Genomic DNA, 23,087 nt, shown 5'->3' with positions numbered 1-23,087 from the left:
CGGCCCGCGCCGCCCGCGGCGCCGGCGTCAGCGCGGTGGCAGCAGCGCCGCGAGCGAAGCCCGCTGCACCTTGCCCAGCGCCGTCCGGGGCAGCGTGTCCACGCGCAGCCAGTGGCGCGGCAGCTTGTAGCGGGCCAGCCGCGCGGCCAGGTGCGCGCGCAGGGCCTGGTCGTCCGCGCCGGCGCCGGGGCGCAGCACCACGGCGGCGGCGACCGCCTCGCCCCACTGCGCGTCGGGCACGCCGAAGGCGGCGCACTCCAGCACGTCCGGGTGCAAGGCGAGCGCCGCCTCGATCTCGGCCGGATGGATGTTCTCGCCGCCCGAGATGATCAGGTCCTTGGCGCGGCCGACGATGCTGTAGCAGCCATCGTCGGCGCGGCTGGCCAGGTCGCCGGTGTGGAACCAGCCCTGCGCATCGAGCGCGGGCTGGTCGGGCCAGTAGCGGCGCACCACGTTCGGCCCGCGCACCCAGACCTCGCCCGACGGCGCCAGCGTCACCTCGACCTCGGGCGCCGGCCAGCCGCACGAGCCCGCCCGGCGCATCGCCTCGGCCGGGCCGAGCGCGATGGAGAACGGCCCGGTCTCGGTGGCGCCATAGACGTTGCACACCGGCACGCCGCGCGCATGGAACGCCTCGATCAGCGCGGCCGGCAGCAGGCTGGAGCCGGCCCAGACCGCGCGCAGCCCCGCCAGGTCGGCGCCCGCCCAGCCGGGGTGCTCGACCAGCGCCTTCATCGTGGCGGGCACCTGCAGCGTCAGGCTCGGGCGGTGGCGCGCCAGCGCCTCGAAGGTCGCCTCGGGCGCGAAGCGCGGATGCAGGATGACCGCGGCGCCCTGCAACAGCGCGGGCAGCGTCTGGATGCACAGGCCGCCGACGTGGAACAGCGGCAGCACCGTGAGCACCCGGTCGGCGGGCGTGATCGCCTGCACCCGGGCGGCGATCCGCATGTTGGCCACCAGGTTGCCCTGGGTGTGCACCGCGGCCTTGGGCCGGCTGGTGGTGCCGGAGGTGTAGACCAGCAGCACCGGCGCGTCGGCGTCGGCCAGCAGCGGTGCACCGGGGCCGGGGTCGTCCTGCCGCAGATCCTGCACCGGATGCGCAGGCAAGCCATGGCGCGACGCCAGTCCGCGCGCGGCCTCGGCGAACGCATCGTCGTGGACCACGTGCGCCGGCCGGCAGTCCGCCACCAGCTGGTCCCATTCGGCGGGCGCGAGGCGCACGTTGAGCGGCAGCAGGATGGCCCCGATGCGCGCCAGCGCGAACAGCAGCACGAGCTGCTCGACGTGGTTCAGGCCGAGCCAGGCGACGCGGTCGCCGGCGCGCACCCGCCAGTCGGTCCACAGGCGTCCGGCCAGCGCCTCGGCGCGCGCGGCCAGCATCGCGTGGGAATGGACCTCGCCCTCGAAGATCACCGCCGGCGCGTCGCCGCGCAGCCGCGCCTGGCGGGCGAGCACTTCCGGCAGCGTGCGGGGGTCGGACATTGCGACGGCCATTTACCTAACTTTACCGCTGCGACAAGCGCCGGTGCGACCCCGGCATGATGCTGTCCCCGCGTGCCCCCGTCGTGCGACGGGGCTGATTACCATGCCCCCCATGCAGAACCTCCTGATGATCGAAGACGATGCGCGGCTGGCCCAGATGGTGGGCGAGTACCTCGAGCGCTCGGGGTTCGCCGTCACGCAGGCGGTGGACGCCAAGGCGGGGCTCGGGCTGCTGCAGGAGCCGCCCGGCAGCCGGCTGCCGGACCTGGTGATCCTGGACCTGATGCTCCCCGACCTGGACGGGCTCGAGGTGTGCCGGCGCATCCGCGCGATGGGCGGCGAGGCGGCGCGCGTGCCCGTGCTGATGCTCACCGCCAAGGGCGACCCGATGGACCGCGTGGTGGGCCTGGAGATCGGCGCCGACGACTACCTGCCCAAGCCGTTCGAGCCGCGCGAGCTGCTGGCGCGCATCCGCGCCATCCTGCGCCGCCGCGGCGAGGGCGCCCCGGCGCCGGCCAAGCACATGCGGTTCGGCTCGCTGGAGATCGACCGCGACGCCCGCACCGTCACCGTGGCGGGCGAGCTGCGCGAGCTCACCTCCTACCAGTTCGACCTGCTGGTCGCGCTGGCCGAGCGCTCCGGCCGCGTGCTCACGCGCGACCAGATCATGGAAGCGGTGCGCGGCCGCGAGCTCGAGGCGTTCGACCGCTCGATCGACGTGCACATGGGGCGCATCCGCGCGGCCATCGAGGCCGACGTGAAGAACCCCAAGCGCATCCTCACGGTGCGCGGCGTCGGCTACGTGTTCGCCAAGCAGCAGGACTGAGCCCGCCCGTGACCCTGCGCCTGCCGCTGTACCTGCGCATCTGGTTCGCCGTCGTGGTCGGCGTGGCCGTGCTCACGGCCGCCGCCGGCTGGCTGCTGCACCAGATCGCCGAGGAGCAGCAGCCCCAGCCGCGCGACGTGATCATCCGCAGCGAGGCCGGCGCGGTGCTGGGCCAGGCGCGCACGCGGCCGGTGCGCGTGCCCGGCCAGGGCATCGAGTTCCAGGTGGCGATGAACGACGGCCGGGTGGTCGTCGTGCAATTGCCGCCGCGGGCCCGCGCGCCGGGCGAGCCGCCGCCCCCGCCGCGCCCGCCCTGGGGTCGCGGCAGCACGCCGTTCCTGCTGATGCTCACGATCGTCGGCCTGGCGGTGGCGATCGCCACCTACCCGATCATCCGCCGGCTGACCCAGCGGCTGGAGAACCTGCGCCGGGGCGTGGAGCGCTGGGGCGAAGGCGACCTGGGCGCGCGCGTGGACGAATCGGGCAGCGACGAAGTGGCGTTCCTCGCCCGCCGCTTCAACCACGCCGCCCAGCGCGTCGAGTCGCTGGTGCGCAGCCACAAGTCGCTGCTGGCCAACGCATCGCACGAGCTGCGCTCGCCGCTGGCGCGCATCCGCATGGGGCTGGAGCTAATGGAGGGCCCGCCCAGCCAGGCGCAGCGGCACGAGATGCTGCGCAACATCGGCGAGCTCGACCAGCTGATCGACGAGATCCTGCTGGCCAGCCGGCTGGACGCGCGCGAGACCGACATCGGCACCTTCGAGCCGATCGACCTGACCGGACTGGCGGCCGAGGAATGCGCCCGCACGGGCGCCGAGCTGGAGGCCGCCGGCACGTCGGTGGCGGTGGACGGCGTGGCCAAGCTGCTGCGCCGCGCGATCCGCAACCTGCTGGAGAACGCCCGCCGCTACAGCAGCGGCCCGGTGGACGTGGAACTGCGCCGCGACGGCGGCCACGCCGTGCTGCGCGTGTGCGACCGCGGCCCGGGCGTGCCGCCCGACCAGCGCGAGCGCATCTTCGAGCCGTTCTACCGGCTGCCCGGCGCCAGCGAGCGCGAGGGCGGCGTGGGCCTCGGGTTGGCGCTGGTGCGCTCGATCGCGCAGCGGCACCACGGCACCGTGCACTGCGAGGGCCGCGACGGCGGCGGCGCCTGCTTCGTGCTGCGCCTGCCGCAGGCTCAGACGGGGTAGGCGGGCAGCGCCGGGCCGCCGGCCCGTTGCGCCGGGGTGTGGGCCACGTTCATCAGCCAGGACACCATCACGAAGTAGCCCACCAGCGTCGCGAGTTCGACCACCCCCTGCTCGCCCCACAGGGCCACCGCGCGGGCATAGGTCGGCTCGCTGCAGCCGTGGTTGTGCAGCAGCTCGGTGGCGAAGTCGTGGGCCAGCGCCTCGTCGTCGGCGAGAGCCTGCGGCCGCGCGCCCTGGGCCAGCGCCTCGATCGCCTGCGCGTCGACGCCGGCCTGCACGGCCAGCGGCGCGTGCATCTGCCACTCGAACTGGTTGCCCACGTGGCGGGCGGCGACGCAGATGGCCAGCTCGCGCACCCGCGCCTGCAGGATGCTGCCGAAGCGCAGGTATTCGCCCACGCCGGCCACGCGATCGAGCAGCTGCGGCGAGCGCAGCAGCGGCAGGAACGGGCCGTACACGCCCTTGCGCGGGCCGTCGACGAGTGCCTGCGCGGCGGCACGCTGCGCGTCGTTCATCGCGGCCGGCTCGGGCAGCGGCATGCGCTCGCGCCAGGGCGAGCCGGCGCCTTGGCGCAGTGCGGAATCGGTGTCAGCGGGCATGGGAGGTCTCCGGGAGCGGGCGTGCGGGTTGCGAAGCGGCGCGCCACAGCCACAGCGCGCTGGCGAACAGGGCCAGCGCGCCGGCCTGCAGCGCGAGGTCAAGGCCGTGCGCCGGCGTGACGCGCAGCAGCGTGGTGGACAGCACCGGGCCGGCGATCTGGCCGATGGCGAAGGCGGCCGTCATGCGCCCGACCATGCGCGTGGCGTGGGCCGCGCTGCGGGCGCGGATCTCCTGCACGCCGGCGAGCGTGACCACCATGAAGGTGCCGCCCACCAGCAGCGCGGACAGCGCGATGGCCCAGCCGGTGAGCCACACGCTGGGCAGCAGCACGCCCACCGCCATCAGCAGGTGCGAGACCGACCAGACCTGCAGCCGCGAGACGCGCTGCAGCACGCGGGCCGCCACCAGCGTGGAGACCGCCGCGGTGGCGCCGAACACCGGCCACGCCAGGCCGAACCAGCGCGGATCGGGCACCAGCGAGCGCGCCAGCACCGGCAGGTAGGTCGCGGGCAGGATGTAGCCGAAGCCCAGCATCGCGTAGCAGAGCACCAGGCCGCGATGCCCGCCGGCACCCGGCGCGGCGGCGGCGGTGGCCGCGGGCGGCGCGCCGGTGGCGGCCGGCAGCCGGCGCAGCACCAGCAGCACCGGCGCGGCGAGCGCGAGGGCGAGCACGGCCAGCTGCAGCCACAGCCCCGTGACGCTCCAGCCGGCCGCGCCGCCGGCCAGGCAGTCGAGGCCGGCCAGCGCGATCCCGGCGCCCACGCCCGCGTACAGCGCGCTGTTCCACGGCCCGGGCGGGCGTTGCGCCAGCGCCGCCAGGCACCACACGCTGGTGGCGACGAACGCCCAGGCGCTGGCCGCGCCGGCCAGGAAGCGCAGCGCGATCCACCACGCCAGCGGCCCGTGCCACGCCATCGCCGCGGTGAGCAGCGCGGTGGCGAGCAGCGCGATCGCGGCCAGGCGCGGCGCCGGCCAGCCGGTGCGCGCGGCGGTGAGCGCGCCGGCCAGGTAGCCGGCGTAGTTGGCCGCCGCCACCCAGCCGCCGGCGGCCACGTCCAGCAGCCCGGCCTGCACCATCAGCGGCAGCATGGGCGTGAACGCGAAGCGCCCGATGCCCATCGCCACCGCCAGCGACAGCAGCCCGGCGCCGCCGATCGCCCAGGCGGGCAAGGCAGGCGCGGGCTCGGGTCGGCGGTCCATGGCGGCTCTCAGGGGCGCTCGGCCTGCAGCAGCCGGGCCACGCGCTCGGGCGCCAGGTCCTCCAGGCAGCGGTGGTGGCCCAGCGGGCACTCGCGCTGGAAGCACGGCGCGCAGTCCAGCGGCGGCTGGTAGTCCGGATCCTGCTTGAGCCACACGACCTGCGCCCGGTCGTTGAGCGGCGGCGTGTGCAGCGGGCTCGAGGAGCCGAACAGCGCCACCTGCGGCAACGCCAGCGCGGCGGCCACGTGCATCAGGCCCGAGTCGTTGCTCACCATCGCCCGGGCGCCGGCGATCAGCGCGAACGCCTGCTCCAGCGAGGTCTGGCCGGCCAGGTTGCGGCAGTGCGCGCCGGCCTCCCGCACGATGGCGTCACCGACCTCGCGGTCCTTGGCCGAGCCGAGCAGCAGCACCGGCTGCCCGAGCGACGCCGCCAGCGCGGCATAGTGCTTCTCCGGCCAGCGCTTGGAGGGGCCGAACTCGGCGCCGGGCGCGAACACCAGGTAGCCGTGCTCGGGCACGCCCTGCGCCGCCACGGCGGCCTCGACGTCCGAGCGCGCGACGTGCAGGCGCGGCCGGTCCTGCTCCAGGCCGTCCTGCTCGCCGCTCAGCGCCGAGTAGAACGCCACCATCGGTGGTCGGTCCTTGGGGTTCTTCAGCCGGTGCGTGAGCAGGCCCACGCGCGCCTCGCCGAGGTAGCCGACGCGGCGCGGGATGCTGGCCAGGAACGGCAGCAGCGCGCTCTTGAGCGAATTGGGCAGGACGTAGGCGGTGTCGAAGCGGCCGTGCAGTTCATGGGCCAGGCGCCGGCGGGCGCCCAGCTGCAGGCCGCCGTGCCGGAACGGCAGCTCGATCACCTGGCCGACCTGCGGCATGGCGCGGTAGACCGGCGCCACCCACGGCACGGCGGCGACGGTCAGGTCCTCGCCCCGGTGCTGCAGGCGGCGCAGCAGCGGCTCGGTCATCACCGCATCGCCGATCCATTGCGGGGCGATGACAAGCGAGCGGGTCACGGCGGAACGGTCAGTGGCCGCTGTCGACCTGCTCGCCGGCCTTGAGCTTGTAGACCGTGCCGCAGTACGGGCACTTGGCCGCGCCGCCGGCGTGCGCGATGTCCAGGAACACGCGCGGATGGGTGTCCCACAGCTTCATGCCGGCCACGGGACTGGGGCAGAAGATGCCGCCGTTGCCGTTGAGGTCCTTGGCGCGCAGTTCGACGACGGCTTCCTGCCTGGCGGGTGCGTTCATCGGTTCAGACTTTCGTGAGCCAGTGGGCGTACTTGGGATTGCGGCCGTTGACGATGTCGAAGAAGGCGTTCTGGATCGCCTCGGTGACGGGCCCGCGCGAGCCGATGCCGATCTGCACCCGGTCGAGCTCGCGGATCGGCGTGACTTCGGCGGCGGTGCCGGTGAAGAACGCCTCGTCGGCGATGTAGATCTCGTCGCGCGTGATGCGCTTTTGCACCAGCTCGATGCCCAGGTCGCGGCAGATGTGGAACACCGTGTTGCGGGTGATGCCGTTCAGCGCGCCGGCCGACAGGTCGGGCGTGTAGACCACGCCGTCCTTGACCACGAACACGTTCTCGCCCGCGCCCTCGCTGACGAAGCCCGAGGCGTCCAGCAGCAGCGCCTCGTCGTAGCCGTCGTCCAGCGCTTCCATGTTGGCCAGGATGGAGTTGCTGTAGTTGGACACCGCCTTGGCCTGCGTCATCGTGATGTTGACGTGGTGGCGGGTGTAGCTGGAGGTCTTGACGCGGATGCCGCGCTTCATGCCCTCCTCGCCCAGGTAGGCGCCCCAGGCCCAGGCCGCCACCATCAGGTGGATCTGGTTGCCGCGCGGGCTGACGCCCAGCTTCTGCGAGCCGATCCAGGTGAGCGGGCGCAGGTAGCAGCTCTCGAGCTTGTTGGCGCGCACCACGGCCTTCTGCGCCTCGTTGACCTGTTCCTTGGAGAACGGCAGCGCCATGCGCAGAATCTTGGCGCTGTTGAACAGCCGGTCGGTGTGCTCCTGCAGGCGGAAGATGGCGGTGCCGTCGACGGTGTTGTAGGCCCGCACGCCCTCGAAGGCGCCGCAGCCGTAGTGCAGCGTGTGCGTGAGCACGTGGATCTTGGCGTCGCGCCAGTCCACCATTTCGCCGTCCATCCAGATCTTGCCGTCGCGGTCGGCCATGGAGGGGATGACGCTCATCTCGGTGTTCCTTGGATTGAAAGCAAGCGGTCGATTTTACCGGCCGAGCGTGTCGGCCACCGCCGGCTCGGCCGCCGCGGCCTCGGGCCGCTCGAGCGACCACTGCGACAGCTTGCCGGCGACGAACTGGCAGGTCACGCGCGAGGCGGAGGTGTCGGTCCAGCGGTACACCTCGGGCTGCTCGTCCTTGCCCGAGAGCTGCTCGCCCAGCGCCCGCGTGAGACCGATGACGTGCAGCAGCGTCAGGCCCGGGCGCAGCTTGGCGTTGAGCATCACGGCGCTGTCGACATAGCCGATCGGGCGGCCGGACGCGCGCTTGAGCACTTGCGTGAGGCGCGTGAAGTGCAGCAGCACCCACATCACGATGCCACCGGCCACCAGCGCGACACCGGCCCAGCCGTAGGCGCGCCAGGCGAAGGCGATCAGGGCCGCCCCCGCGACCGGAACGAGGATCCGTTGGAAATTCATGCCCCGATTGTCGCGCCGGCGCGCGACCGGCCCAGCGCGGCTCAGTCCAGCCCGCGGACGACCTCCAGCGCCTCCTCGATGCGGTCGACCGGATGGATGGCCAGCCCCTCGAGGTCGCGCGTGCCCTTCTTGGGCGCGTTGGCGCGCGGCACCACGGCCACCGAGAAGCCGAGCTTGGCGGCCTCGCGCAGCCGCTCCTGCCCGCGCGGGGCGGGCCGCACCTCGCCGGCCAGGCCGACCTCGCCGAAGGCGATGAAGCCCTTGGGCAGCGGCTTGCCGCGCAGCGACGAGGTGATGGCCAGCATCGCCGCCAGGTCGGCGGCCGGCTCGCTGATGCGCACGCCGCCGACGGCGTTGACGAACACGTCCTGGTCCAGGCACGCGACGCCGGCGTGGCGGTGCAGCACCGCCAGCAGCATGGCCAGCCGGTCGCGCTCCAGGCCCACCGACAGCCGGCGCGGGCTGGGCCCGCCGGTGTCGACCAGCGCCTGGATCTCCACCAGCATCGGCCGCGTGCCCTCCAGCGTCACCAGCACGCAGCTGCCGGGCACCGGCTCCACGTGCTGCGACAGGAAGATCGCGCTGGGATTGGCCACGCCCTTGAGGCCCCTTTCGGTCATCGCGAACACGCCGATCTCGTTGACCGCGCCGAACCGGTTCTTGATCGCGCGCACCAGCCGGAAGCTCGAATGGGTGTCGCCCTCGAAGTACAGCACCGTGTCGACCATGTGCTCCAGCACGCGCGGGCCGGCCAGCGCGCCTTCCTTGGTGACGTGGCCGACCAGCACGATGCTGGTGCCGGTGGCCTTGGCCGCGCGCGTGAGGTGCGCGGCGCACTCGCGCACCTGCGCCACCGAGCCGGGGGCCGAGGTGAGCTGGTCGGAGTAGACGGTCTGGATCGAGTCGATCACGGCCACGGCGGGCCGCAACGTCGTCAGGGTCGACAGGATCTTTTCCAGCTGGATCTCCGCCAGCACCTGCACCTGCGAGTTGTCCAGCCCCAGCCGGCGCGAGCGCAGCGCGACCTGCGCGCCCGACTCCTCGCCGGTGACGTACAGGGTCGGCACGGCGCCGCGCTGCAGGCCGTCCAGCGCCTGCAGCAGCAGCGTGGACTTGCCGATGCCCGGATCGCCGCCGATCAGCACCACGCCGCCTTCGACGATGCCGCCACCCAGCACGCGATCGAGTTCGTCGATGCCGGTCGGGGTGCGGGCGATGTCGGCCGCCTCGATGTCGGCCAGCACGGCCACCGCGGCCGTCGGCGCCAGCGCGGCGAAGCGGTGCCGCTGCGCGGCCGGCGACTCGGCCACGGTCTCGATCAGCGAGTTCCAGGCCCCGCAGCTGGGGCACTTGCCCTGCCACTTCGGGGTCGTGCCGCCGCACTCGGTGCAGCTGTAGGTCGTCTTGTCTTTGGCCACGCGCGGCAGTGTAGGCGAGCGACCGCGGCGCGCCGGCCCGCAGCTGCGGGAGGCGGCCAGCGCCCCGGCCCCTTGCCGCCGATCATTTAACATGTTAAACATTCACCCGCGATGAGCACCACCTTCACCCACCGCAACCTGCCGCGGCTGCTGCTGCAGGCCCGCGAGGCCGTCATGGCCCACAACCGGCCGCGGCTGCGCGAGCACGGGCTGTCCGACCAGCAGTGGCGGGTGCTGCGGGTGCTGGGCGAGCACGGCACGGTGGAGACCGGGCGGGTGGCGCGCGAGGCCTACATCCTGGGGCCGAGCCTGACCGGCGTGCTGGCGCGCATGGAGCGCGACGGTCTGGTGCGGCGCGAGCGCGACCCGGCCGACCAGCGCCGCACCGTCGTCGAGGCGACGGCCAAGGGGCTGCGGCTGGTGCAGAAGCTGTCGCAGGCCGTCGAGGCGCACTACCAGTGGCTGGAGCAGGCGCTCGGCAAGCCCAAGCTGGCGCAGCTGTACCGCCTGCTGGACGAACTGATCGAGCTGGAGCAACCCATGACGCCGCATCGGCATCGGACCCCCGCCGCGGGCGCGGCGCGCCCGGCCCGGGAGGCCGCATGAGCTGGCTGCCGCACGGCACCGTGTACGGCACGCTGCTGAATTTCCGCCGCGAGTTCGATGCGCTGGCGCCGCGCATGCACGAGCCGCCCTACAAGGCGCCGCCGCAGGCGCCCATCCTGTACATCAAGCCGGCCAACACCTTCAGCCCCGACGGCGCCACGGTGCCCGTGCCGGCGGCGGTGGCGCAGGTCGAGATCGGCGCCACCGTGGGGCTGGTGATCGGCGCCGGCGGCCGCGTCGCGCAGCACGTGCTGCTGAACGACCTGTCGGTGCCGCACGCGAGCTTCTTTCGGCCGCCGGTGAAGTTCCGCTGCCTCGACGGCTTCCTGGGCGTGGGCACGCCCGCCGCCGCGGCCGACCTGGCCGGGCTGCAGGTGGAGGTGCGCGTCAACGGCGAGCTGCGCCAGGCCGTGCGCTTCGACGCGCTGGTGCGCGAACCGGCGCGCCTGCTGACCGACGTGGCCGAATTCATGACGCTGCGCGAAGGCGACGTGCTGATGCTCGGCTGCGACGCGCCGCGGCCCTTGGCGCAGCCGGGCGACCGCATCGAGCTGCGCGCGCCGGGGCTGGGCACGCTCACCCAACTGCTGGCGCGGGAGGCCGCATGAAGCACGCCCGCATCGTCCATGGCGGTGTCGCCCAGCATGCGGTCGAGCGCGACGGCGTGCTGGTGCTCGACGACGGCCGCGCCGTGGCGCCCGAGGCGGTCACCTGGCTGCCGCCGCTGGCGCCGGTGGCGCGCCCGCGCACCATCCTGGCCCTGGGCCTGAACTACGCCGACCACGCCAGGGAGCTCGCGTTCAAGGCCCCGGAGGAGCCGCTGGTGTTCCTCAAGGGCGAGAGCGCGCTGGCCGGCCACCGCCGAGTCACGCGGCGGCCCGCGGGCGTGCAGTTCATGCACTACGAGTGCGAGCTCACGGTCGTCATCGGCCGCACGGCGCGCCGCGTGCGGCGCGACGACGCGCACGACTTCATCGCCGGCTACACGGTCGCCAACGACTATGCCGTGCGCGACTACCTGGAGAACTGGTACCGCCCCAACCTGCGGGTGAAGAACCGCGACGGCGCAACGCCGATCGGCCCGTTCCTGATCGACCGCGCCGACGTTCCCGACCCGATGGCGCTGAAGCTGCAGACCACCGTCAACGGCCGGGTCACCCAGTCCGGGCACACCGGCGACATGATCTTCGACGTGCCGTTCCTGATCGAGTACTTCTCCAGCTTCATGACGCTGCAGCCCGGTGACCTGATCCTCACCGGCACGCCCGACGGCGTGGTCGACTGCCGCCCCGGCGACGTCGTCGTGACCGAGATCGAGCGCCTGGGCGCGCTCGTGAACACCATTGGATGACCCCATGCGCATCGACCACCTGATCGACGGCCAGCCGGTGGCCGGCCGCGACTACTTCGAGACCGTGAACCCGGCCACGCAGGAGGTGCTGGCCGAGGTGGCCAGCGGCGGCGAGGCCGAGGTGAACGCCGCCGTCGCCGCCGCCAAGGCCGCCTTCCCGGCCTGGGCCGCGACGCCCGCGCCGCAACGCGCCCGGCTGATGCGCAAGCTCGGCGAGCTGATCGCCGCCCATGTGCCGGAGCTCGCGCGCACCGAGACCGACGATACCGGCCAGGTGATCGCGCAGACCGGCAAGCAGCTGGTGCCGCGCGCGGCCGACAACTTCCACTATTTCGCCGAGATGTGCGTGCGGGTGGACGGCCACACCTACCCGACCGACACCCACCTGAACTACACGCTGTTCCACCCGGTGGGCGTCTGCGCGCTGGTGTCGCCCTGGAACGTGCCGTTCATGACGGCCACCTGGAAGACCGCGCCGTGCCTGGCGTTCGGCAACACCGCCGTGCTGAAGATGAGCGAGCTGTCGCCGCTCACGGCCGCGCGGCTGGGCGAACTGGCACTGGAGGCCGGCATTCCCAGGGGCGTGCTGAACATCGTGCACGGCACCGGCCGGCAGGCCGGCGAGCCGCTGGTGCGGCATCCGGACGTGCGCGCGATCTCCTTCACCGGCTCCACCGCGACGGGCAACCGCATCGTGCGGGAAGCGGGGCTGAAGAAGTTCAGCATGGAGCTGGGCGGCAAGTCGCCGTTCGTGGTGTTCGACGACGCCGACCTGGCGCGCGCCCTGGACGCCGCGGTGTTCATGATCTTCTCCAACAACGGCGAGCGCTGCACCGCCGGCAGCCGCATCCTGGTGCAAAGGCGCAGCTACGCCGACTTCGCGCAGAAGTTCGCCGAGCGCGCCCGGCGCATCGCCGTGGGCGACCCGCTGGACGACACGACCATCGTCGGCCCGATGGTCTCGCCGGCCCACCTGGCCAAGGTGCGCAGCTACATCGAACTCGGCCCCAGGGAAGGCGCCACGCTGCTGTGCGGCGGCCTGGACGCGCCGCTGCTGCCCGAGCGGGTGAAGCGGGGCAACTACGTGCTGCCCACCGTGTTCGCCGACGTCGACAACCGGATGAAGATCGCGCAGGACGAGATCTTCGGCCCCGTGGCCTGCCTGATCCCGTTCGACGACGAGGCCGACGCGATCCGCATCGCCAACGACACCCAGTACGGCCTGTCCAGCTACGTGTGGACCGAGAACATCGGCCGCGCCCACCGCGTCGCCGCGGCCATCGAGGCCGGCATGTGCTTCGTCAACAGCCAGAACGTGCGCGATCTGCGCCAGCCGTTCGGCGGCACCAAGGCCTCGGGCACCGGCCGCGAGGGCGGCACCTGGAGCCACGAGGTGTTCCTGGAGCCCAAGAACGTCGCGGTGTCGCTGGGCTCGCACCACATCCCGCACTGGGGGACCTGATGGGCCAGCTCGCACTCGCCGCCAAGATCACCCACGTGCCGTCGATGTACCTGTCGGAGCTGGACGGCCCGCGCCACGGCACCCGGCAGGACGCGATCGACGGCCACGTCGAGATCGGCCGGCGCTGCCGCGCGCTGGGCGTCGACACCATCGTGGTGTTCGACACCCACTGGCTGGTCAACGCCAACTACCACGTCAACTGCGCGCCGCACTTCCAGGGCCTGTACACCAGCAACGAGCTGCCGCACTTCATCAGCAACATGGCCTACGAGTTCCCGGGCAACGCGGACCTGGGCCGGCTGCTGGCCCAGGTGTGCAACGACTGGGGCGTGGAGACGCTGGCGCACGAGCGCACCACGCTCGCGCCCGAGTACGGCACGCTGGTGCCCATGCGCTACATGAACGCCGACCGGCACTTCAAGGTGGTGTCGGTGTCCGCGCTGTGCCAGGCGCACTACCTCAACGACAGCGCCCGCCTGGGCTGGGCGATGCGCCGCGCGGTGGAGGACCACTACGACGGCACCGTCGCCTTCTTCGCCAGCGGGTCGCTGTCGCACCGGTTCGCGCAGAACGGCCTGGCGCCCGAGTACGCGTTCCGCATCTGGAGCCCGTTCCTCGAGACGCTGGACCGCGAGGTGGTGCGCCTGTGGCAGGCCGGCGAGTGGAAGCAGTTCTGCGGCATGCTGCCCGAGTACGCGGCCAAGGGGCACGGCGAGGGCTTCATGCACGACACCGCGATGCTGCTGGGCGCCCTCGGCTGGTCGGAGTACGCCGGCCGCGCCGAGGTGGTCACGCCCTACTTCGGCGCCTCGGGCACCGGCCAGATCAACGCGGTGTTCCCGGTCACGCCCGCCAGCGGCGAGCAGATTCCCCCGGCCCAGGCCTCGTCCGCCGACGGCTACACCAGCGTCCAGCAGCGCCTCTGACATGCCGCACTGCGTCATCCTCTACACGCCCAACCTCGAGCGCAAGACCGACGTCTCGCGCCTGTGCCGCGCGCTCGCCGACGAGATGCTCGCCATCCTGGACGAGGGCGGCAGGCAGGTCTTTCCCACCGGCGGCACCCGCGTGCTGGCCTATCCCGCGGCCCACCATGCCGTCGCCGACGGCAAGGCCGACTACGGCTTCATGTACCTGAACGTGCGCATGGCCGCCGGCCGCAGCGAGGCCGTGAAGAAGGACGCCGGCGACCGGCTGCTGGCCGTGGTGAAGGCGCACTTCGCGCCCATCTTCGCGCAGGAGCTGGTGGGCATCACCTTGCAGATCGACGAAAGTGCGGGCCAGGTGTACGACGGCAAGCACAGCACGCTGCACCCGCTGTTCAACAAGTGACCATGTTCGACACCGACACCATCCGGCAGCTGGCCGCCGAACTGCACCGCAGCGAGCAGACGCGCGTGCAGGTCGAGCACTTCTCCAAGCGCTACCCCGGCATCACCATCGAGGACGGCTACGCCGTCTCGCGCGCCTGGGTGGCGATGAAGGTCACCGAGGGCCGCCGGGTGCGCGGCCACAAGATCGGCCTGACCTCGCGGGCGATGCAGCAGTCCAGCCAGATCGACGAGCCCGACTACGGCACGCTGCTGGACGACATGTTCTTCGAGCCGGGCGACATCCCGGCCGACCGCTTCATCGCGCCGCGCGTCGAGGTCGAACTCGCGTTCGTCCTCAAGCGCCGGCTGCAGGGCGAGCAGGTGGACGTCGAGGAGGTGCTGGCCGCCACCGACTACGTGCAGCCGGCCATCGAGATCATCGACGCGCGCATCGAGCAGTTCGACCGCCACACCCAGGCCATGCGCAAGGTGTTCGACACCATCAGCGACAACGCGGCCAACGCCGGCATCATCCTCGGCGGCCGCCGGGTCGCGCCGCGCGAGGTCGACCTGCCCTGGGTGGGCGCCATCCTGCGCCAGAACGGCGTGGTCGAGGAGACCGGGCTGGCCGCCGGGGTGCAGGGGCATCCGGCGGTCGGCGTGGCCTGGCTCGCGCGCAAGCTGGCGCCCTGGGGCGAGTGCCTGGAAGCCGGCGAAGTGGTGCTGGCCGGCTCCTTCACCCGCCCCGCCCTGGCCCGGCGCGGCGACGTCTTCGAGGCCGACTACGGCCCGCTGGGCCGGTTCACGTTTCGATTCACCTGAGCGGAGGCAGCATGCAGACCCCCATCAATCCCTTCAAGCAGGCCCTGGCCGACAAGCGCACCCAGTACGGGCTGTGGGTCAGCCTGATGGGACCGCTGAACACCGAGATCTGCGCCGCGGCCGGCTTCGACTGGTTGCTGCTGGACGCCGAGCACACGCCCAACGACCCGATGAACGTGCTGCAGCAGGCCCAGGTGATCGCGGCCTATCCGGGCACGCACGCCGTGGCGCGCGTGCCCATGGGCCATGGCTGGGTCGGCCAGGCGCTGATCAAGCAGTACCTGGATACCGGCGTGCAGACCATCCTGGTGCCGATGGTGGACACGCCCGAGCAGGCGCGCGAGCTGGTGCGCTGCATGCGCTATCCGCCCGGCGGCATCCGCGGCATGGCGGCCACGCGCGCGTCCGGCTGGGGCCGCAACGCCGCCTATGCCAAGGAAGCCAACCAGCAGGTGTGCCTGCTGGTGCAGGCCGAGACGCGCGAGGCGATCCGCAACCTCGACGCGATCGCCGCGGTCGAGGGCGTCGACGGCGTCTTCATCGGCCCGTCCGACCTGTCGGCCGCGTTCGGCCACGTGGGCGACCCCTGGCATCCGGAGATGCAGGAAGTCATCGCCGACGCCTTCGCCCGCATCCAGGCGGCCGGCAAGGCGGTGGGGATCCTCACGCTGGACGAGCAGCTGGCCCGAAAGCACGTGGAGATGGGCGCGACTTTCATCGCCCTCGGGACCGACACCAGCCTGATGGTCAAGGCCACCAGCGGCCTGGCCGCCCGGTTCAAGGGCGCCGCGCCGGCACCTGCGGCCAAGGGCCAGAACTACTGAGGAGAGCCGCATGAACGCCGTCCTGCAGCCGCGCGCTGCCGACATGCATCCGGAGGAATGGCAGGCCCGCGTGCAGCTGGCCGCCGCCTACCGCATCTTCGACATGCTCGGCTGGACCGAGATGATCTACAACCACATCACCGTGCGCCTGCCCGACAGCGTCACGCGCGGCGACCAGCAGTTCCTGATCAACCCGTTCGGCCTGCACTACAGCGAGGTGACGGCGAGCAACCTGCTCAAGATCGACGTGCGGGGCCGCAAGCTGGATGCGGCCAACCCCTGGCCGGTCAATCCGGCCGGCTTCACCATCCACGCGGCCATCCACGGGAGCGTGCTCGGCGCGCACTGCGTGATGCACACCCACACCACCAACGGGCTGGCCGTCGCCTGCACCGAGGGCGGGCTGGCGCAGAACAACTTCTACTCCGCGCAGCTGCACGGCCTGGTGGCGTACCACGACTTCGAGGGCATCACCATCCATGCCGACGAGGCGCCGCGCCTGCTGGCCAGCCTGGGCGACCGACCGCTGATGATCCTGCGCAACCACGGCCTGCTGGCCGCCGGGCCGACGCTGCCGCTCGCATTCGTGCGCCTGTGGACGCTGCAGCGCGCCTGCGACGTGCAGGTGGCGCAGGCGGCACTGGGCCGCGCGATCGCGATCCCCGAAGCGGTGGCCAGGAAGACGACCGACGACTCGTTCCAGTTCGACCAGCGCTTCGGCGCCGGCCAGGACGTGTTCGACGCGATGACGCGCCTCATGGAGCGGCGCTGCGGCACGGAATACAAGACATGAGCCCCCACGCTTGCCACTTCGTGTGCTGCGCTGCCCCCCGAGGGGGCTTCGACCTCCTTGAGGCGGCTCGGCGGAGGTCGACATGAAGGTGTGCATCTACGGCGCCGGCGCGATCGGCGGCTGGATCGGCGCCAGGCTCGCGCGCGCCGGCTGCGCCGTGAGCGTCGTCGCGCGTGGCGCGACGCTCGACGCCCTGCAGCTGCACGGCCTGCGGCTGGACGAAGGCGGCGCCGTCGCCTCGGCGCCGGTGCGCCCGGCCGGCAGCCCCGCCGAACTGGGCGTGCAGGACCTGGTGGTCGTCGCCGTCAAGGCGCCGGCGCTGGCCGAGGTGGCGCGCGCCATCGGACCGCTGCTGGGGCCGCAGACCATCGTGCTCACGGCCATGAACGGCGTGCCCTGGTGGTTCTTCGAGGGCTTCGGCGGCCCGCTCGCCGGCACGCGGCTGACGGCGGTGGATCCGGACGGCGCGATCGCCCGCGCGATCCCGGCGCAGCACGTGGTCGGCTGCGTGGTGCACGCGAGCTGCTCGCTGCACGCGCCGGGCTTCGTCAAGCACCACTTCGGCAACCGGCTGATCGTGGGCGAGCCCTCGGGCGAGAAGACGGCGCGCGTGCGCGAGCTGGTCGCGCTGCTCGAGCGCGCCGGCCACGAGGCCGTGCTGTCCGAGCAGATCCAGAAGGACGCCTGGTACAAGCTGTGGGGCAACATGACCGTCAACCCGGTCAGCGCCTTCACCGGCGCGACCACCGACCTGATCCTGGCCGACGACCTGGTGCGCGAGTTCATCTCGCGGGTGATGCTGGAGGCGCGCGAGATCGGCGGGCGCATCGGCATCCCGATCGAGCAGACGCCCGAGGACCGGCACCAGGTCACGCGCAAGCTCGGCGCGTTCAAGACCTCGATGCTGCAGGACGTGGAGGCCGGCAAGCCGGTGGAGCTCGACGCCCTGGTCACCGTCGTGCGCGAGCTGGGCGCGCTGACCGGCGTGCCCACCCCCTTCACCGACACGCTGCTCGGGCTGGCGCGGCTGCACGCGCGCGTGCACGGGCTGTACTGAAATGGCGGCGGTCCTTCCCCCGCAGCGGGCGCTCAGCGGCGCCGCGTTCGCCACGCTGCTGCTGATCGCCCTGATGATGGGCGCCAACCACGTCGCCGCGCGCATCGCGTTCAACAACGGCGTGGACGTCGCCACCGCGGTGGTGGTCCGCAGCACGGTGACGGCGCTGGTGATCGTGGCCCTGCTCGCCTCGCAGGGCGTGCGCGTGCAGTTCACGGCGCGCCACAAGCGCTTCCTGCCGGCCATCGGCCTGTTGATCGGCGTGCAGAGCCTGTGCCTGTATTCCGCCGTCGCCCGGCTGCCGGTGGCGCTGGCGCTGCTGGCCTTCAACACCTACCCGATCTGGACCGCGCTGTGGTCCGCGCTCGTGTACAAGCGCCGGCCCGAGAAGGCGATGCTGCTGGCCATGCCGGTGATCCTGTTCGGCCTGGCGCTGGCGCTGGACGTCTTCGGCGCCGCCTCCGGCCTGGGCGCGGCGGGCCAGTGGAGCCGCATCGGCGCGGGCGTGGCCTTCGCGCTGGCCGCCGCCGGCACCTTCGGGCTCGCGCTGGTGCTCACCCAGCACGAGGCCGGCGACGTCGACGGCCGCGTGCGCACCGCCACCACCATGTCGATCGCGGGGCTGGTGGCGCTGGCCACCGTCGGCCTGCAGGGCGGCTTCCACCTGCCCACCGCGCCGGCCGGCTGGGGCGGGCTGGCCGCCCTCACCTTCCTCTATGGCACCGCGTTCACGATCATGTTCACCGTGCTGCCCCGCCTGGGCGTGGTCGGCAATTCGGCCATCATGAACGTCGAGCCGGTGTTCGCGCTGGTGCTGGGCTGGCTGGTGCTGGGCCAGTCGATCGCGCCGGTCCAGGTGGCCGGGGCGCTGGTGGTCGTCGGCGCCGTGATGGTGCTGGGGATGCGCAAGCGCTGAGCGCGCTCTTCAGGCCGCCGTCGCCACCGGCACGCGCGGCGCCAGCGCGCACAGCAGTTCGTACGACAGCGTGCCGGCTGCGCGCGCCACGTCGTCGACCGGCTGCACCGCGCCCGACGACGACCGGCCCCAGAGCGTCACCTCGCTGCCGATCTTCGCGGCCGGCACCGGCGTGAGGTCCACCGCCAGCATGTCCATGCTCACCCGCCCCACCAGCCGCGTGCGCACGCCCTCGACCAGGACCGGCGTGCCGGTGCCGCAGTGGCGCGGATAGCCGTCGGCGTAGCCGCAGGCGACCACGCCGATGCGCAGCGGAGCGTCGGCCGTGAAGCTGGAGCCGTAGCCCACCGTGTCGCCGGCCTGCAGCTGCTGCACGCCGATCAGGCGGCTGGCCAGCGTCATGGTCGGCTGCAGCTGCCAGTGGGCCGCGTCGTGCTCGGGAAAGTCCGGCGCGCTGCCGTACACCGCGATGCCGGGACGCACCCAGTCGGCGCGCACCTCGGCGTCGCGCGCGTGGCGCAGCACCGCGGCGCTGTTGGACAGCGAGCGCTCGCCCGGCAGGTCGCGCGTCGCGTCGGCGAACACGCGCATCTGGTGCGCGATGCCGCGCGGCGCGTCGGCATCGCTGAAGTGCGTCATCAGCGAGATCTCGTCGACCTGCGGCAACGCGTTCAGCCGCGTCCACGCCGCGCGGTACAGCGCCGGCGTGAAGCCCAGCCGGTTCATGCCGGAATTGAGCTTGAGGAACACGCGGTGCGGCTGCTGCGTCTTGTGCGCGGCCAGCATGTCGATCTGCTCCTCGCAATGCACCACGTGCCACAGCCCCAGGCGCGAGCACAGCTCCAGGTCGCGCGGCTCGAACACGCCCTCGAGCAGCAGGACCGGCCCGCGCCAGCCCAGGGCCCGCACCCGCTCGGCCTCGTCCAGGTCCAGCAGCGCGAACCCGTCGGCGCCGCGCAGCGGCTCGTAGACGCGCTCGATGCCGTGGCCGTAGGCGTTGGCCTTGACCACCGCCCACACCTTGGCGTCCGGCACGGCGCGGCGCATGCGCAGGAGGTTGGCCCGCAGGGCTTCGGTGTGGATGGTGGCCTGGATCGGGCGGGGCATGCGAGGGATTCGGAGGGGGCAGGCGAGGATTTTGTCATTACATGGCGTGATATAACCCTCCGTCGCTTGGAGACAGCAGTCATTTCCCCCGCATCCGCAGCGCGGATCGCCCCAGTGCCCAGTTCATGAAGCGCGGCTTCTACACCATCATGGCGGCGCAGTTCTTCTCGTCGCTTGCGGACAATGCGCTGTTCGTGGCCGCCGTGGAACTGCTCAAGTCCGGCGGCGCCGCCGAATGGCAGCGCGCCGCGCTGGTGCCGATGTTCGCGCTGTTCTACGTGGTGCTCGCGCCCTTCGTCGGCGCCTTCGCCGATGCCGTGCCCAAGGGCCGGGTCATGTTCGTCAGCAACGCGATCAAGGTCGTGGGCTGCCTGATGATGCTGGTGGGCACCCACCCGCTGATGGCCTATGCGATCGTCGGCCTGGGGGCGGCGGCCTACTCGCCGGCCAAGTACGGCATCCTCACCGAGCTGCTCCCCGCCTCGCAGCTGGTCAAGGCCAACGGCTGGATCGAGGGCCTGACCATCGCCTCGATCATCCTGGGCATCCTGCTGGGCGGCCAGCTGGTGGGCCACGCGATGGCCAGCCGCCTGCTCGCCATGGACTTTCCGATGTTCGAGACCGGCATCGACTCGCCGCCCGAGGCGGCCATCTCGGTGCTGATCTTCGTCTACGCGCTGGCGGCCTGGTTCAACACGCGCATCCCGCACACCGGGGTGGAGATGCGCGCCATCCCGCGCAACCCGCTCGAACTGGTGCCCGATTTCTGGACCTGCAACTCGCGCCTGTGGCGCGACAAGCTGGGGCAGATCTCGCTGGCCACCACCACGCTGTTCTGGGGCGTGTCGGGCAACCTGCGCTACATCATCCTGGCCTGGAGCGCGGCCGCCCTGGGCTACAGCACCACGCAGGCCTCGTCGCTGAGCGGCGTGGTGGCGCTGGGCACCGCGGTGGGCGCGATCGTCGCCTCGGTGCGCATGCGGCTGGACATGGCCACCAGCGTGATGCCGCTGGGCATCGCGATGGGCGTGCTGGTGATCCTGATGAACTTCATCACCAACGTCTGGGTCGCGGCGCCGTTCCTGATCCTGCTCGGGGGCCTGGGCGGGTTCCTGGTGGTGCCGATGAACGCCTTGCTGCAGCACCGCGGCCACAACCTGATGGGCGCGGGCCGCTCGATCGCGGTCCAGAACTTCAACGAGCAGGCCTGCATCCTCGGCCTGGGCGCGTTCTACAGCCTCTCGGCCGGCCTGGGCCTGTCCGCGTTCGGCGCCATCACGGTGTTCGGCGTCGTGGTCGCCGGCATCATGTGGCTGATCCAGCGCTGGCACGCGAGCAACCGCGTCAAGTACCGCGAGGAGGTCGAGCACCTGCTGCGCATCGCGAGGCAAGACACCGCGCATGGCGGCGGGTGACGCGGGGCGCCTGGCCCCGGCGGCGGCCCTGGTGGTCAACGCGTTCGTCTGGGGCGTCTCCTGGTGGCCGTTCCGGCAGCTGCAGGCGCAGGGCCTGCACCCGCTGTGGGCCACGGCCTTCATCTATGTGACCTCGGCGGCCCTGCTGCTGCTGGTGCGCCCGCGCGCGTGGCGGGCCTTCGCCGAGCAGCCCCAGCTGTGGCTGCTGATGCTGGCGGCGGGCCTCACCAACGTCGGCTTCAACTGGGCCGTGACCATCGGCGACGTGGTGCGCGTCGTGCTGCTGTTCTACCTGATGCCCGCCTGGTCGGTGCTGCTGGCCTGGCTGCTGCTCGGCGAACGCCCGACGGCGGCGGCGTTCCTGCGCCTGGCCCTGGCGCTGGCCGGGGTCGTGACGGTGCTGCACGTGCCCGGCGCCGGCCTGCCCTGGCCCAGCAGCGCGGCCGACCTGCTGGCCCTGATGGGCGGCTTCAGCTTTGCCCTCACGAACGTGCTGCTGCGCCGGCTGCAGGCGGCGCCGGCCCCCTCGCGCGTGCTGGCGATGTTCGGCGGCGGCGCGGTCCTGGCGGCGGCCGTGGCCGGGCTGGGCGTGGCGCAGGGCACGATCGGCGCCCTGCCGCCGCTGGCCGCCTCGTGGGGCGGTCTCGCGCTGGTGCTGGCGCTGGGCTTCCTGGCCGGCAACCTGGCGCTGCAGTACGGCGCCTCCCGGCTGCCGGCCCACACCACCGCGCTGGTGATGCTGTCCGAGGTCGTCTTCGCCGCCCTGTCGTCGGTGGCGCTCGGGGCGGCCGACCTGTCGGCGCGCGTGCTGCTGGGCGGCGCGCTGGTCCTGGCCGCCGCCGCCTGGTCCGCGTGGCCCGCGCGCGGCCGCGCCGCCTCCACGCTCCCCACCACGCCCTAGACCCGGCGCCGCGGTGAGGCGGTGAGGCGGTGAGGCGGTGAGGCGGTGAGGCGGTGAGGCGGTGAGGCGGTGACGCCGTCCTGACCGCGCGCGGGTTTGCGCCAATGCCGGCACCGTCACGCCGCCGTCAAAATCGGGCGGCAGAATGTAATCGTTTACATTGGAGCCCCATGACAGCCAACCGTCGCCGCGCCCTCGCGCTCCTCGGAGCCGCCTTCGCCATCGCCGCCCTGCCGGCCCATGCCGAGGACTACCCGTCCCGGCCGGTGCGCATCGTGGTCCCCTTCGCCGCCGGCGGCGGGGTCGACATCCTGACCCGCGTGCTCGCGCAGCACCTGTCGGACAGCCTGAAGCAGCAGGTGGTGGTGGACAACCGCGTGGGCGCCGGCGGCAACGTCGGCGTGGACGCGGTGGCCAAGTCCGCGCCCGACGGCCACACGCTGCTGATGGCCACGACCGGCACCCACACCATCAACCCGGGCCTGTATTCGCGCCTGCCCTTCGACGCCGAGAAGGACTTCAAGCCCGTCACGCTGGTCGCCTCGGTCCCCAACCTGCTGGTGGCCAACGCCGACCTGCCGGTCAAGAACCTCAAGGATCTGGTGGCCCTGGCCAAGGCGCAGCCCGGCAAGCTCAGCTTCGCCTCGTTCGGCAACGGCACCTCGAACCACCTGTCCGGCGAGATGTTCAAGTCGATGGCCGGCCTGAACGTCACGCACGTTCCCTACAAGAGCGCGCCCCAGGCGGTCACCGACCTGATGGCGGGCCAGACCGCGTTCGCCTTCGTCAACACGCCGCTGGCACTGCCGCACGTGCGCGCGGGCAAGCTGCGCGCGCTGGCCGTCACCGGCGGCAAGCGCTCGGAGGCCACGCCGGAGTTCCCGACCATGGCCGAGGCGGGCCTGCCCGGCTTCGTGGTGGAGTCCTGGTACGGCCTGATGGCGCCGGCCGGCACCCCCGATGCGGTCGTCGCCCGCCTGCACAAGGAAACGCTGGCCGTGCTGGCCAAGCCCGAGGTGCGCGCGTTCTTCGCCAAGCAGGGCGCGGACATCGAGACCAGCACGCCGGCGGAGTTCGCGCGCCGCGTGGCCGGCGAGAAGGCGCGCTGGGCCGAGGTGATCAAGGCCAGCGGCGCCCGCATCGACTGAAGG

Annotated in this window: 25 protein-coding genes; 16 read left to right on the top strand and 9 right to left on the bottom strand. The window is 72.5% G+C overall.

Going from position 1 to position 23,087, the window contains the following annotated elements:
* Window positions 1-27: 27 nt before the first annotated feature.
* On the bottom strand, window positions 28-1,482 hold the full coding sequence (locus tag AC3ANR_RS02070) for a class I adenylate-forming enzyme family protein (RefSeq protein ID WP_488290221.1): 1,455 nt from the start codon (window positions 1,480-1,482) through the stop codon (window positions 28-30).
* Window positions 1,483-1,585: 103 nt separating this feature from the next.
* Here AC3ANR_RS02070 and AC3ANR_RS02065 point away from each other — a divergent pair, with 103 nt between their 5' ends.
* Both AC3ANR_RS02065 and AC3ANR_RS02060 read left to right on the top strand, forming a co-directional pair.
* On the top strand, window positions 1,586-2,308 hold the full coding sequence (locus tag AC3ANR_RS02065; protein ID WP_488290220.1) for a response regulator: 723 nt from the start codon (window positions 1,586-1,588) through the stop codon (window positions 2,306-2,308).
* Window positions 2,309-2,316: 8 nt separating this feature from the next.
* Window positions 2,317-3,498: a HAMP domain-containing sensor histidine kinase gene (locus AC3ANR_RS02060; protein WP_488290219.1), complete on the top strand. Its 1,182-nt coding sequence runs from the start codon at window positions 2,317-2,319 to the stop codon at window positions 3,496-3,498.
* Here the strand turns inward: AC3ANR_RS02060 and AC3ANR_RS02055 are convergent.
* Genes AC3ANR_RS02055 through radA form a run of 7 tightly spaced genes read right to left on the bottom strand, consistent with a single transcriptional unit; the run spans window position 3,486 to window position 9,369 of the window.
* Complete coding sequence (locus AC3ANR_RS02055; RefSeq protein ID WP_488290218.1) at window positions 3,486-4,097, bottom strand: carboxymuconolactone decarboxylase family protein; 612 nt, start codon at window positions 4,095-4,097, stop codon at window positions 3,486-3,488. The genes AC3ANR_RS02060 and AC3ANR_RS02055 overlap by 13 nt on opposite strands.
* A complete protein-coding gene (locus AC3ANR_RS02050; RefSeq protein WP_488290217.1) occupies window positions 4,087-5,298 on the bottom strand; it encodes a YbfB/YjiJ family MFS transporter in 1,212 nt (403 codons plus the stop codon). Before AC3ANR_RS02050 ends, AC3ANR_RS02055 begins: the two co-directional genes overlap by 11 nt.
* A gap of 8 nt (window positions 5,299-5,306) precedes the next feature.
* Window positions 5,307-6,260: a lipopolysaccharide heptosyltransferase II gene (waaF, locus tag AC3ANR_RS02045; protein ID WP_488291738.1), complete on the bottom strand. Its 954-nt coding sequence runs from the start codon at window positions 6,258-6,260 to the stop codon at window positions 5,307-5,309.
* Between the two features lie 58 nt (window positions 6,261-6,318).
* Entirely contained in the window at window positions 6,319-6,543 is a 225-nt protein-coding gene (locus AC3ANR_RS02040) for a zinc-finger domain-containing protein (RefSeq protein ID WP_488290216.1), read from the bottom strand.
* Window positions 6,544-6,547: 4 nt separating this feature from the next.
* The gene (locus AC3ANR_RS02035) at window positions 6,548-7,483 is read right to left on the bottom strand and encodes a branched-chain amino acid transaminase (RefSeq protein ID WP_488290215.1); all 936 of its coding nucleotides are present in this window, start codon (window positions 7,481-7,483) and stop codon (window positions 6,548-6,550) included.
* 36 nt (window positions 7,484-7,519) lie between these two features.
* Complete coding sequence (locus AC3ANR_RS02030) at window positions 7,520-7,951, bottom strand: glycerate kinase (RefSeq protein ID WP_488290214.1); 432 nt, start codon at window positions 7,949-7,951, stop codon at window positions 7,520-7,522.
* A gap of 41 nt (window positions 7,952-7,992) precedes the next feature.
* Window positions 7,993-9,369, bottom strand: coding sequence for a DNA repair protein RadA (radA, locus tag AC3ANR_RS02025; protein ID WP_488290213.1), 1,377 nt, complete (start codon window positions 9,367-9,369; stop codon window positions 7,993-7,995).
* Between the two features lie 111 nt (window positions 9,370-9,480).
* Here radA and hpaR point away from each other — a divergent pair, with 111 nt between their 5' ends.
* The 11 genes from hpaR to AC3ANR_RS01970 all read left to right on the top strand — a co-directional run bounded on the left by hpaR (window position 9,481) and on the right by AC3ANR_RS01970 (window position 18,513).
* Window positions 9,481-9,975 (top strand): homoprotocatechuate degradation operon regulator HpaR, encoded by a 495-nt coding sequence (gene hpaR, locus AC3ANR_RS02020; protein ID WP_488290212.1) that lies wholly within the window; start codon window positions 9,481-9,483, stop codon window positions 9,973-9,975.
* Window positions 9,972-10,583, top strand: coding sequence for a fumarylacetoacetate hydrolase family protein (locus AC3ANR_RS02015; RefSeq protein WP_488290211.1), 612 nt, complete (start codon window positions 9,972-9,974; stop codon window positions 10,581-10,583). The genes hpaR and AC3ANR_RS02015 overlap by 4 nt, the downstream gene beginning before the upstream one ends.
* Window positions 10,580-11,326, top strand: coding sequence for a fumarylacetoacetate hydrolase family protein (locus AC3ANR_RS02010; protein ID WP_488290210.1), 747 nt, complete (start codon window positions 10,580-10,582; stop codon window positions 11,324-11,326). The genes AC3ANR_RS02015 and AC3ANR_RS02010 overlap by 4 nt, the downstream gene beginning before the upstream one ends.
* 4 nt (window positions 11,327-11,330) lie before the next feature.
* The gene (gene hpaE / locus AC3ANR_RS02005) at window positions 11,331-12,788 is read left to right on the top strand and encodes a 5-carboxymethyl-2-hydroxymuconate semialdehyde dehydrogenase (RefSeq protein WP_488290209.1); all 1,458 of its coding nucleotides are present in this window, start codon (window positions 11,331-11,333) and stop codon (window positions 12,786-12,788) included.
* Window positions 12,788-13,714, top strand: coding sequence for a 3,4-dihydroxyphenylacetate 2,3-dioxygenase (hpaD, locus tag AC3ANR_RS02000; RefSeq protein ID WP_488290208.1), 927 nt, complete (start codon window positions 12,788-12,790; stop codon window positions 13,712-13,714). The genes hpaE and hpaD overlap by 1 nt, the downstream gene beginning before the upstream one ends.
* 1 nt (window position 13,715) lies before the next feature.
* Window positions 13,716-14,120 (top strand): 5-carboxymethyl-2-hydroxymuconate isomerase, encoded by a 405-nt coding sequence (locus AC3ANR_RS01995; RefSeq protein WP_488290207.1) that lies wholly within the window; start codon window positions 13,716-13,718, stop codon window positions 14,118-14,120.
* A gap of 2 nt (window positions 14,121-14,122) precedes the next feature.
* Window positions 14,123-14,923 carry a 2-oxo-hept-4-ene-1,7-dioate hydratase gene (hpaH, locus tag AC3ANR_RS01990; protein ID WP_488290206.1) on the top strand — a complete coding sequence of 267 codons (801 nt, stop codon included), beginning with the start codon at window positions 14,123-14,125 and terminating at the stop codon, window positions 14,921-14,923.
* Window positions 14,924-14,934: 11 nt separating this feature from the next.
* Window positions 14,935-15,747: an HpcH/HpaI aldolase family protein gene (locus tag AC3ANR_RS01985; protein WP_488290205.1), complete on the top strand. Its 813-nt coding sequence runs from the start codon at window positions 14,935-14,937 to the stop codon at window positions 15,745-15,747.
* A 10-nt stretch (window positions 15,748-15,757) separates the two neighbouring features.
* Window positions 15,758-16,540: a class II aldolase/adducin family protein gene (locus tag AC3ANR_RS01980; protein ID WP_488290204.1), complete on the top strand. Its 783-nt coding sequence runs from the start codon at window positions 15,758-15,760 to the stop codon at window positions 16,538-16,540.
* 82 nt (window positions 16,541-16,622) lie between these two features.
* A complete protein-coding gene (locus tag AC3ANR_RS01975; protein WP_488290203.1) occupies window positions 16,623-17,597 on the top strand; it encodes a 2-dehydropantoate 2-reductase in 975 nt (324 codons plus the stop codon).
* Window position 17,598: 1 nt separating this feature from the next.
* Entirely contained in the window at window positions 17,599-18,513 is a 915-nt protein-coding gene (locus AC3ANR_RS01970) for a DMT family transporter (RefSeq protein ID WP_488290202.1), read from the top strand.
* A gap of 9 nt (window positions 18,514-18,522) precedes the next feature.
* Here AC3ANR_RS01970 and alr read toward each other — a convergent pair whose 3' ends face one another.
* On the bottom strand, window positions 18,523-19,620 hold the full coding sequence (gene alr / locus AC3ANR_RS01965) for an alanine racemase (protein ID WP_488290201.1): 1,098 nt from the start codon (window positions 19,618-19,620) through the stop codon (window positions 18,523-18,525).
* A 125-nt stretch (window positions 19,621-19,745) separates the two neighbouring features.
* On the opposite strand from alr, the gene lplT reads away from it, so the two are divergent.
* The 3 genes from lplT (at window position 19,746) to AC3ANR_RS01950 (ending at window position 23,084) form a co-directional block, all read left to right on the top strand.
* Window positions 19,746-21,035, top strand: coding sequence for a lysophospholipid transporter LplT (lplT, locus tag AC3ANR_RS01960; RefSeq protein ID WP_488290200.1), 1,290 nt, complete (start codon window positions 19,746-19,748; stop codon window positions 21,033-21,035).
* Window positions 21,022-21,936 carry a DMT family transporter gene (locus tag AC3ANR_RS01955; protein ID WP_488290199.1) on the top strand — a complete coding sequence of 305 codons (915 nt, stop codon included), beginning with the start codon at window positions 21,022-21,024 and terminating at the stop codon, window positions 21,934-21,936. The genes lplT and AC3ANR_RS01955 overlap by 14 nt, the downstream gene beginning before the upstream one ends.
* 170 nt (window positions 21,937-22,106) lie before the next feature.
* The gene (locus tag AC3ANR_RS01950; protein ID WP_488290198.1) at window positions 22,107-23,084 is read left to right on the top strand and encodes a Bug family tripartite tricarboxylate transporter substrate binding protein; all 978 of its coding nucleotides are present in this window, start codon (window positions 22,107-22,109) and stop codon (window positions 23,082-23,084) included.
* Window positions 23,085-23,087 lie beyond the last annotated feature (3 nt).

Source organism: Ramlibacter sp. JJN2-2R (genome assembly GCF_057747835.1).
This window is presented reverse-complemented; position numbering and strand designations above follow the sequence as displayed.